This is a genomic window from Micromonospora sp. M51 (assembly GCF_018070305.1).
GTDB classification, from domain to species: Bacteria; Actinomycetota; Actinomycetes; order Mycobacteriales; family Micromonosporaceae; genus Micromonospora; species Micromonospora parva.
The window spans coordinates 1-7777 of record NZ_JAGPXZ010000239.1 but is presented as its reverse complement, the minus strand read 5'-3'; the positions used below and the strand labels follow the sequence as shown (position 1 = coordinate 7777).

Annotated in this window: 7 protein-coding genes and 1 pseudogene; 3 read left to right on the top strand and 5 right to left on the bottom strand. The window is 69.2% G+C overall.

Annotated elements, in window-relative coordinates; all coding sequences use genetic code 11:
- Positions 1-1889 (top strand): annotated as a pseudogene (locus tag KBX53_RS15020) (hypothetical protein); the annotation flags it as partial.
- 60 nt (positions 1890-1949) lie between these two features.
- Here the strand turns inward: KBX53_RS15020 and KBX53_RS15015 are convergent.
- The gene (locus KBX53_RS15015) at positions 1950-2429 is read right to left on the bottom strand and encodes a hypothetical protein (protein WP_210859892.1); all 480 of its coding nucleotides are present in this window, start codon (positions 2427-2429) and stop codon (positions 1950-1952) included.
- Between the two features lie 200 nt (positions 2430-2629).
- Here KBX53_RS15015 and KBX53_RS15010 point away from each other — a divergent pair, with 200 nt between their 5' ends.
- On the top strand, positions 2630-4852 hold the full coding sequence (locus tag KBX53_RS15010; RefSeq protein ID WP_210859890.1) for a hypothetical protein: 2223 nt from the start codon (positions 2630-2632) through the stop codon (positions 4850-4852).
- A 192-nt stretch (positions 4853-5044) separates the two neighbouring features.
- Here the strand turns inward: KBX53_RS15010 and KBX53_RS15005 are convergent, their stop codons facing one another.
- The 3 genes from KBX53_RS15005 to KBX53_RS14995 form a co-directional block, all read right to left on the bottom strand.
- Positions 5045-5539 carry a DUF2231 domain-containing protein gene (locus KBX53_RS15005; RefSeq protein ID WP_210859888.1) on the bottom strand — a complete coding sequence of 165 codons (495 nt, stop codon included), beginning with the start codon at positions 5537-5539 and terminating at the stop codon, positions 5045-5047.
- A 115-nt stretch (positions 5540-5654) separates the two neighbouring features.
- A complete protein-coding gene (locus KBX53_RS15000) occupies positions 5655-6290 on the bottom strand; it encodes a LysE family translocator (protein ID WP_030337145.1) in 636 nt (211 codons plus the stop codon).
- A gap of 2 nt (positions 6291-6292) precedes the next feature.
- A complete protein-coding gene (locus KBX53_RS14995) occupies positions 6293-7039 on the bottom strand; it encodes a metallophosphoesterase (RefSeq protein WP_210859887.1) in 747 nt (248 codons plus the stop codon).
- A 49-nt stretch (positions 7040-7088) separates the two neighbouring features.
- On the opposite strand from KBX53_RS14995, the gene KBX53_RS14990 reads away from it, so the two are divergent.
- On the top strand, positions 7089-7271 hold the full coding sequence (locus KBX53_RS14990) for a CGNR zinc finger domain-containing protein (protein ID WP_247675642.1): 183 nt from the start codon (positions 7089-7091) through the stop codon (positions 7269-7271).
- A gap of 9 nt (positions 7272-7280) precedes the next feature.
- Here the strand turns inward: KBX53_RS14990 and KBX53_RS14985 are convergent.
- Positions 7281-7777 (bottom strand): SEC-C domain-containing protein (locus KBX53_RS14985; protein ID WP_210859885.1); only part of this gene is annotated, 497 nt, incomplete at its 5' end.

Genomic DNA, 7777 nt, shown 5'->3' with positions numbered 1-7777 from the left:
CGCGGGCCCTCGGCGGCCCGACCAGCAACCAGCCGGTGGTCAACCTCGGCACCTTCGCGTACCCGCAGTCCGGGACCAGCGAGGCGAAGCTGAGCTGGACCGGCGCGGCGACCCCGGCGACGACCCACCTCGACCTCGACGTGTCGGTGGTCAACCACGACGGCCAGCCGGTGCCGCGCGGGGCGGCGTCGCTGTCGACCGACCGGGTGACGCTCAAGCGCGGTTCCACCGCCGGTACGACAGTGCGGATCGACCGTGCGGCGCTGTCCGCCCGGCCGGGCTTCTACCTGGCCACCGTCACCGCGCGCGGTCCCGGCCGCAAGCTGGTCTCGACCACCCCGGTGAGCTTCTCCGTCGAGCCGCCCAGCTATGACCTGACCATCCACACGAAGCCGCTGCCCGGGCTCAAGGACGGCGCGGAGAGCTGGATCAACCTGCTGGTCACCAACCTCGCCGACCCGGTGGTCTACTACGACGGCGCGGGCGGTGCCCCCGGAGACACCTTCACGCTGCGGGTGCCGGCCGGCCGGTACGCGATCCTCGGCTCGTCCGTCGCCTACTACGTCGACAGTGACGTGCTGGAGACCACGCTCGCCGCCGAGGCCGACCTGGACGTGCGCGGTGCCCGGAGCGTGACCCTCGACCCGGCGCGGGCCAGGGCGGTGACGGCGACTGTCGACGGGGTGCCCGCCACACCCACCAAGACCGACCTCACCAACGTCCAGACCGCGCCGAACGGGTTGTCCTGGTGGCACCAGGTCAGCGGGTACGGGTCCAAGACCACTGTCCGCACCACCGCGATGCCGAAGCCCGCTGTCGGGTCCCGGCGCAGCTGGGCGGCCGTCAACCTCGATTCGCCGGCCGGCACGGCCAAGCCGTACCGCTACAACCTGGTGCACGAGTACCCGGACGGCGTACCGGCCGACCCCGCCTTCCGGGTGGGCCGGGCCGAGCAGGCGACGCTCGCCCGCATCGATGAGCGATTCCACCAGATGGACTCGGAGGGGATGGTCACCCAGCTGGTCCGCAGTGGCTTCGCGCCGGACGGGTTCCCGGTGACGCAGACCCACGAGGGGAACCTGCCGCCGAACCGCACCGACTACCTCTCGCCCGGGTTCCGCTGGGCGGACGAGGGTGTCTACGGTGGCCTGTCGGCCCAGGAGGCGCCCCGCAGCTACCAGCCGGGCAGTCAGCAGACCAAGGTCTGGGCACGGCAACCGCTGCATTCCGGCTTCTACGACGACCCGGCCGGCGTCGACCAGAGCTGCGCCACCGCGCCGTCGCGGACCCGGGGCAACCTGCACATCGACCTGGTGTCGCTGACCGACCAGCACCAGCGGGCCGACTGCCTCCAGGGACCCTCCATCGGGGTGAACCGCAAGCTGTCGCTGTACCGCAACGGCAAGCTGGTCGAGGAACGGGACCGCCCGCTCGCCGACTTCACGGTGCCGCAGCAGCTGTCGGACTACCGGCTGACCCTCGACGTCGACACGAGCCTGATCCTGCCGATCTCCACCAAGGTCAGCACCTCGTGGACGTTCCGGTCGGCCGGGCCGGACGGGACCGCAAGCGTGCCGTTGCCGCTGCTCGCGGTGGACTACGCGCTGCCGATGGACACCAACAACCACGCCACCGGCGGTACGGCCGAGCTGGCCGTCCGGCAGGCACACGGTGTCACGGCGCAGAAGGTGACCTCGTTCGAGGTGTGGACGTCGACCAACGACGGTGCCACCTGGACCTCGGCCCGGGTCACCAGCAGCGGCGACAGCTACCGGGTCGTGCTGCCGAAGGCCGCCGCCGGGCAGGCCGTCTCGCTGCGGGTGAAGGCCGGCGCGAACGGTGGTAGCGGCATCGACCAGACCATCATCCGGGCGTACCACGCCGGCTGACGGTCACCCCGCTGGTGCGGCCCGGGCCCTCGACCGGGCCGCACCGGCACCCCGAGACCGTCATCGGTACCGGTTGAGGACGTCACGCAGTCGGTTCTCCGGGCCCCGGACAAACAGGGCTCGGATTTCGACGAAGGGGTTGTTGCCGGGTCGGTACCTTTCGTCGTCGTCCTCTTCGTACTCGTCGCGTGGATCCTCGGGCATGAGCACGAACGGTGTGCCGTCCTGGTCAGGGTGGTTCACCGGGAGTTGCGGGTTGCAGTGCCACACGGTGCCGTAGTGCCGGTTCTGCACCTCGCCGAGGTACCAGGCCGAGACTGCCACGATCGGATCCTCCTGCGCCGCGCTCACCTCCTCCCAGATGGAGAACTGCCGCCGGAGCAGGTCTTCGAGCTGATCCAGCGACCCGGGCGTGAAGTCCCACGCCTGGCCACTCTGCTGCGCCCACCCCGGGAAGGCCGCCTCCTGCTTCGCCAGCCACGCGTTCAGCCGTGGGTTGTCGGCCCACTCCTGCTCTTCGCTCTGCCGATCGACGCTCATGGCGTTCCACCCTACGACTGTGGTGGCGCGAACGTAACGATCCCGCATCCAAAGCTATCGATCAGGTAGTGCTGGACTGCATCGGCGGCGAACTCACGCCTAGGGTGCCTGACGGCGCTGGTGACCAGATGACTACGGGGAGGCATCTGCCGCAGCGCTTCCGCTGTCTGGTCTTTCAGCCTCCCCAGACGAGGATCCAGATGAGCTACCCGACACCCAGACGTCGCCCACGCAGCCTGGCGCGAATCGCGGTGGCGGTCGCCTGCGCCAGCGTGATGACCTTCAGTGGCCTGCCTGTTCTCACCGGCGGCGTGGAGGCGGCACCGAAGGCGAAGCGCTGCGACGAGATGTACGGCGTCAGAGGCGATCCAGCGAAGCCGGGCGGACTGCCGGCGGACAGCACGATCCGTCGCGAGGCGGACTGGGACGAGTACGAGTTCGACAACCCACGGCAGGCCATGGACGGTCTGACCCTTCCCTCTGACCCGGCCGAACGCACGAAATTCCTGGACGAGATCGGCGAGGACAGCTCGCGATACAAGGAGGGCGACCCGAAGCGGGTCTACGCCACCTACAACAACAACCAGAAGAACGGCACCAGGCCGTTCGCGGGCACGTTCGACGAGTGGCTGAACGAGGTCTACATCGAGAACTACGCCCGTAACCGGCGTGGTGCCGCGTTCACCGCGAAGATCGTACGCGATCTGAACCTCGTCGGACCGGACTGGCTGTGTGAGGAGTACATCCTCGACAAGGACGGCAAGACCATCCGCAAGTACGACGCGGCCAACCACCGGACCAAGGAATTCGTCGAGTTCAAGTCCGGCGGCGCGCACGACACGAGCCAGCCGCCGAAGGACCGCGTCGTACTCAAGGACCCGAGGTACCAGGACTACAAACTGCGGTACGCCTTCGGCCAGGAGCAGGAACCGAAGACCAGGACGGCTGTGCGGAACCTGGGCGCGGACATCGGCAACGACGCGCAGGGCAGGCCAAGGGTCACCACCTACGAGCACCGTTCCACTGCAGTCGTCCGCTACACGCCTGGCCCGCACAGCAGGTACGACTCCACCCTCAACGCCAAGCCGGGCGTGAACCAGGGCTCACGCGGCGGCGGCAACGACATGATCAACCGGTCCGCGCCGAACCCGGAGACCGCGCGCCAGCAGATCGAGCGTGCCCGTCAGTTGGACACGACCGGTCAGCGCGTGCGTGGTCCCGGCGGCGTGGACTTCTCCACCCTGGAACTGCGCTTCGTGGGCGCGCCGGTCAAGGGCGAGGGCCTGGACTATTCCTTCAGCGCCAAGAAGATGCCAGATCCGGACACCAATCCCGGTGCGGGCGGCAAGGAGAAGGCGGAGCTGGTCTCCGACTCGTTCTTCACCTGGCTCGCGCTCACCCCGGACAAGTTCTGGGTGAACCTCAACCCGGACCAACCCGACAAGATCATGGACGACCGGTTCGGCGAGACCGACGCTGGCCGCGTGCTGCTCGAAGCTGACCTGGATATGAAGCACGACTTCGCCCAGACGATGAACCCCAGCACCGCCCGCGGCGCCCGCTTCTGGGACTCGCTGAGTCGGGTCGACGGACGGCCCTGCCTGCACAGCATCCGCAACTGGATCGTCCCCCAGCCGGCGCAGGTGCGGGAGCAGGACGGCGGCATCTACATCCTCGACGCGCCGCTGAAGGTCAACTCCGTTCCGCAGGAGGTCAACACGCCTGTGCCAGGCGGCACCTGCGACCTGACCAAAGCGCAGATCGAGCACAACCAGAGCCTCGTCAACACCATGATCCTCCCCGAAGTCGAAAAGAAGATCAACAACCATGCGGCGTACGCCGACCTGCGCCGGGTGTACACCTCGCGCGTCGCCGCGGAGTGGATCAGGCTGCAGGACGCGGAGAAGGCCACCGACTACCGCGCCATCATCAACAGCAACGAAGTGTCCCGATGGCCGATCCGCGGTGCGAAGTGGGACAAGAACGAAACCTGGCAGCGGTACCTGAAATCCTTCAAGGAGGGCGACTACAGCTTCGAGCGTGAGTACGGCGGCAGGGTCTACGTCTACACCGTCGGCGGCGTGGACTTCTCACAGGCACCGAAGAAGAACATCACCAAATCGGAGTTCACCACGGCGCACCCGCACCTGCCGCGCACCACGCAGACCTCCGTCAAGGCGATGACCGACGACGCCGAGACCAAGAACATCCTCTACCTCGGCGGTAACACCACCGTGAAGGCGTCCAGGGGCGGAGGCGCGACCCCCGAGCCGCCGTCCAACGACGGCGGATCGGGTGGTGGTCTGCCCATCACCGGCGACAGCCTGCCCGTCGGTCTGGTGCTCACGTTCGCTGCCGCGCTCATCGCCGTCGGCAGTGGCATGCTCTGGTGGACGCGTCGCCGTCGGCGATTCCAGAGCTAGCTGTCCCGTTCAGGTCTCCCGGCTGGGCCGGTGCCGTCTCCGGTTGCTGGTCAGCGTGTTGGCTGACCAGCAACCGGAGACCTCGGGCCCGCCCTCGACCCGGTGCCGAATCCTTCTGTCGCCGGAGGTGTCGATCCGGCGGGGCGGCGTTCCGGTCGCTGATCACGGCCGGTCTGCTGCTCGCCTGGCGGGTCACTGGCCCTCCCAGACCGCCTTCGCCCCGGAGTCGCCGGTACGGAACACGTAGTAGACGGCGACGCCGGCGGCCACCACCGACAACACCTGCAACGCCACTGTCAGCGCAGGGGAGGGGCGCCGGTCGACGTCGCTGTCGGTCGCCCTGGGCGCGACGAACCAGACCAGTGCCAGCGCCACCACGGCCAACCCGATCGTCGCGTACAGCGTGATGTCACCGAACTCCTGATGCGCCTCAAGCTTCGGCAGGAACTCGGGAGTGACCCGGTTGGCCGCCTGCATCCGTTCGAGGAAGGCGTCGCCGGAGAGCTTCGTCAGCAGGGCGGCGATCGGTGCGCCCACCGCGAGCAGCCCCAACACCCAGCGGGTGTGCGGCCGGATCGGCGCGACCAACGCGTAGCCGACGGTCAGCAGGGCCAGCAGCGGCACGAACACCACGGCTGCGTGCAGCAGCAGAGGGTGGGCGGGGATGCCCATGAACTCCTCGAACATCGGCGTCTCCTCCTGATACCGGCCGGACGTCGATCGTCCGGGCATGGACGCTATCGGTACCGCTCGGATGTGTCAGCCCCCACGATCGCCCGGCGGCGCGCGAGCCACGGCAACCTCAGGTCACCGCCGCCCGTACCCCGAGGCCGAGCAGGATCGCACCGGTCAACCGATCGAACGCGCGTCGCACCGAGGCGGTGCGGAGCAGCCGGGCGGCGGCACCGGAGACCTCGGTCCAGCCGGCGAGCCAACAGGTGTGCAGCGCGGCGTGTGCCGTGGCGAGAAGCACCATCGGCACGAGCACCGGTCGACCCGGTTCGAGGAACTGTGGTGCCAGGGTGAGGTAGATGGCGGCGGCCTTCGGGTTCAGCACGTTGCCGAGCAACCCCTGCAGGTAAGGGTGGTCCACCCGCCATGGCAGCCTCCGGCTGGGAACCGTCGGTGGTCGTTCCGTCTTCGTGCGACGGCGTGACGCGGACCAGAGCAGCCAGAGCCCGAGCCCGACCAGGTAACCGGCCCCGACCAGCTTGACGACCCAGAACGCCTGCGACGAGCGGAGCACCAGCGCGGCCAGACCGACAGCGGCCAGGGTGGCGTGCACGTACAGCCCGGTCACCGTACCCAGGATCACCCACCAGCCCTGCCGCCGGCCGCCGCTGGCGACCTGCGAGACGACCAGGGTCAGGCTCGCGCCCGGCGTGGCGGTGATCGGCGCGACGGCGAGCAGGAAGCCGAGCACCGCGACCCCGTGCACGCTCAGACCACCACCCGGTAGTGGGTGGTGAGCAGCCCGGTGTCGTCGTACACGTGGAACGCGACGCCGGGCGGCTGGGTCTGGGTGGTCAACGGGCCGTCACCCTCCCACGGCATCCGCAGCGTGGAGACCACACCCGGCGCGATCCGCAGTGGACGGCCCGCGAAGGTGCTCGCGGCGGCGGTGTGGAAGTGCCCGGTCAGCACGGCGACGACCTGGGGGTGGGCGGCGACGAGATCGGCCAGGGGGTCGGCCGGCAGCAGCCGCATCGGATCGATGACCGGGTGGTGCAGCACCACCGGCGGGTGATGCAGGGCGATGAACGTCGGCGTCCCGGCCGGCACCGAACCCAGCTCGTCGGCGAGCCACGCCATGGTCTCGTCGTCCAGGTGGCCCTCGTCGGCACCGGGCACCGACGAGTCGGCGAGGAGGAAGACCGCGCCGGCCACGTCGTGCCGGGCGTTGATCGGGCCGGTGCCGCCATCGTCGTCGCCGAGCAGACCCTTGCGGTACGCATCGCGCACATCGTGGTTGCCGGGACAGACCATGACCGGCAGCGGGGATTCGAAGAGCTTCGCGGCGGTCTCGTACTCGGCCACCTCGCCATGGTCGGCGATGTCCCCGGTGATCAGGATGGCGTCGACCGGTCGTGGCAGGGAGTGCAGGTGGTCCATGACCCGGGCGGTCCGCTCGGCCGATCGGGGATGGCTGTCGATGTGGGTGTCACTGAGGTGTGCGATGACCAGCACGGCGCCCCCTAATGGTTCACGAACGGCGTAAGCATTAGGGAAGCTACTCTTGGCGCGGGCCGTCATCGGCTTCCTCACCGGTCCGGCGCGCGAAGAGTTGCGCGCCTGCCCCGCACCCCGATGCGTGCGCTACTTCGTCAAGGACCACCCACGTCAGGAGTGGTGCAAGCCCTCCTGCGGCAACCGGGCCCGGGTCGCCCGCCACTATCAGCGGCACGCCGCACCTCGATAGCTGCCACGCTCAGCTGCGGGAACGCGGCAGGCAGTCCTTCTTGTACTTGAGGCCCGACCCGCACCAGCAGGCGTCGTTGCGCTCCGGCGGCCAGGCGATCCGCGCGCTGGGTCGTGCCTGCACCTCGGCCGCGTATCCCGCCCGGACCGCGGCGTCGGCCGGATCGCCGTCACGTCGACCGGCAAACGCGTTCAACCCGTCCACGGTGGCGCGGAACACGGCCAACCCGGCCTGACCGGCACCCCTCAGCCGGACCAGTTCCTTCTCCAGCCGGCCCCGGTGCGCGTCCCAGTCCGACCCGTACACCTCGCTCAGCGCGGGGTGCTCGGCGAGCAGTCGGTCGAACTCGACCCGGGGCCAGAAGAGCAGGTCGGACTCGGCGTCCCTGCGCTCGCCGGCCCGGCGCACAAGTTGGGTCTCCAGCCGGTCTGCCAGGTCGTCCTGCCGGTCGTGCGGCAGGTTCAGGTTCCGGCGTACCCGATGCCGCTGTTGCAGCAGGAAGAAGG